Source organism: Moorena sp. SIO4A1, assembly GCF_010672065.1.
GTDB lineage: Bacteria > Cyanobacteriota > Cyanobacteriia > Cyanobacteriales > Coleofasciculaceae > Moorena.
In genome coordinates, this window is record NZ_JAAHHX010000460.1 from 1 (window position 1) to 1842 (window position 1842).

At 44.6% G+C, this 1842-nt stretch carries 2 protein-coding genes; one reads left to right on the plus strand and one right to left on the minus strand.

Annotated features, from left to right (window positions below):
• On the minus strand, positions 1–289 hold a 289-nt coding region (dapF, locus tag F6K53_RS39450; protein ID WP_293085416.1), incomplete at its 3' end, for a diaminopimelate epimerase.
• Between the two features lie 195 nt (positions 290–484).
• Here dapF and F6K53_RS39455 point away from each other — a divergent pair.
• On the plus strand, positions 485–1747 hold the full coding sequence (locus F6K53_RS39455) for a transposase (protein WP_229415189.1): 1263 nt from the start codon (positions 485–487) through the stop codon (positions 1745–1747).
• The last annotated feature ends 95 nt before the right edge of the window (positions 1748–1842 follow it).

Consider the following 1842-nt stretch of genomic DNA (forward strand, 5'->3'; position numbering starts at 1 on the left):
GATAGTGGGTTTTGTGATTATCCCCCTCTAAATCAGCCAGAAACTTTCCTAAACAGCGAATCCCATTACCACACATCTCTGGTTCAGAACCATCAGAGTTGAAAATCCGCATCGTATAGTCAGTACCCTCTTGTCCTGGCAGGGCAAAAATCACACCATCTGCACCGATTCCAAAATTGCGATCGCATAGCTGCAGCGCTTGATCTGAGGTTATTCTGGGTTCCGGGTCATCCCGATTATCAATCAGAATAAAGTCATTCCCCAGTCCATGGTACTTTGTAAACTCCATAGTAAACTCCCTATTAATCGGCTCTGGTGCTATGGTAATTCTTTTGTAGCCTTTTGTTTAACTGGCGAGGGGGTTTGGGGGAGTCCATGTATGCCGACGGCATACATGGACTCCCCCAGTATTTTTCATCCCCATCAAGGGGATGAAAAATACATTGACTGATTTGTGTGTTTATGGTAGAGTTTCTCTATGCTGATGATGAATTACTCCTACCGTATCTATCCAAGTATTGACCAACAAGCTCAAATGCTTGAATGGTTAGAGACTTGTCGGGGGGTTTACAACTATGCTTTGAGAGAGTTGAAAGACTGGTTGGCGAGTCGAAAATGTGAATCAGACAGATGTTCGTTGTCGAAAGAATATATCATCCCAGCCAATACTCCATTTCCGAGTTATCATCTTCAGCAAAACAACCTCCCGATAGCTAAAAAGGTTAATCCAAAGCTCAAGAAAGTCCATTCTCAGGTATTGCAGACAACAATTCGTAGGCTGCATGATACCTGGGATGATTTTCGTGCTCGTGGTTTTGGGTTTCCTCGATTCAAAAAATCTGGTCAATTCAAGTCATTTCTGTATCCACAGTTCAAAAAGAACCCGATACAGAATGGCGTGATAGATCTCCCCAAGATTGGGAAAGTCACAATCAACCTGCATAGACCGATTCCAGATGGATTCCAAGTCAAGCAAGTTAGGGTTTTGTCGAAAGCCAGACATACTCAATGGTACGTTGTTGTCACAATTGCTTTAGACGTAGAAATCCCAGATAATCCACCTGGCGGTCGCGCAATTGGGATTGATCTGGGACTCGAAAAGTTCTTGACAACCTCTGATGGTTTCACAGTAGAACGTCCCAAGTTTTTAAAGCACCTACAAGGCGAGTTGAAATTACTGCAACGTAGAGCAGCTAGAAAACAGAAACGTTCTAAGAACTACTCAAAAGCACAAGTACTGGTGGCAAGATTACATCATAAAATTGCCAATACTCGCAAGGATTTTCACCTGAAAACCGCACATCTTTTGTGTGACCACGCAGAGACTATCTTTGCCGAAGATCTCAACACAGTTGGACTCAATAGAGGAATGCTACGAAAAGAGTGTATTGATGCTTCTTTTGGACAGTTCCTCGACTTACTCAAATGGGTTTGTTGGAAACGAGGTGGCTACTTTGAAAGAGTAGATCCTAGTGGAACCAGTCAAACCTGTCCAGAGTGTGGGGCAACTGCACAGAAACTGCTCAGTCAACGAGAACATATCTGCCCTGAATGTGGCTATCGAACTCATAGAGATCATGCAGCGGCTCAGGTGATTAGATTGCGAGGATTGGAAAAAGTACCCGTGGGCGACGGGGAAAGGAAACTGTCTGCTGATAGCGTACTGCCGGGTGAGTGTAACTCACAGGTAAGTGCTACGCAGAAAGTCTCAGTCGTGAGGTTGAGAAGCCCGCGCCGTAATCTCTGATTCGGCGTCGGGAGAAGTCACAATACTGTTTCTGATCATGCTGCCCAAAACGCCAAAAACCCTCCTGGCCAAGTATGATTGGTTATGATTCATGG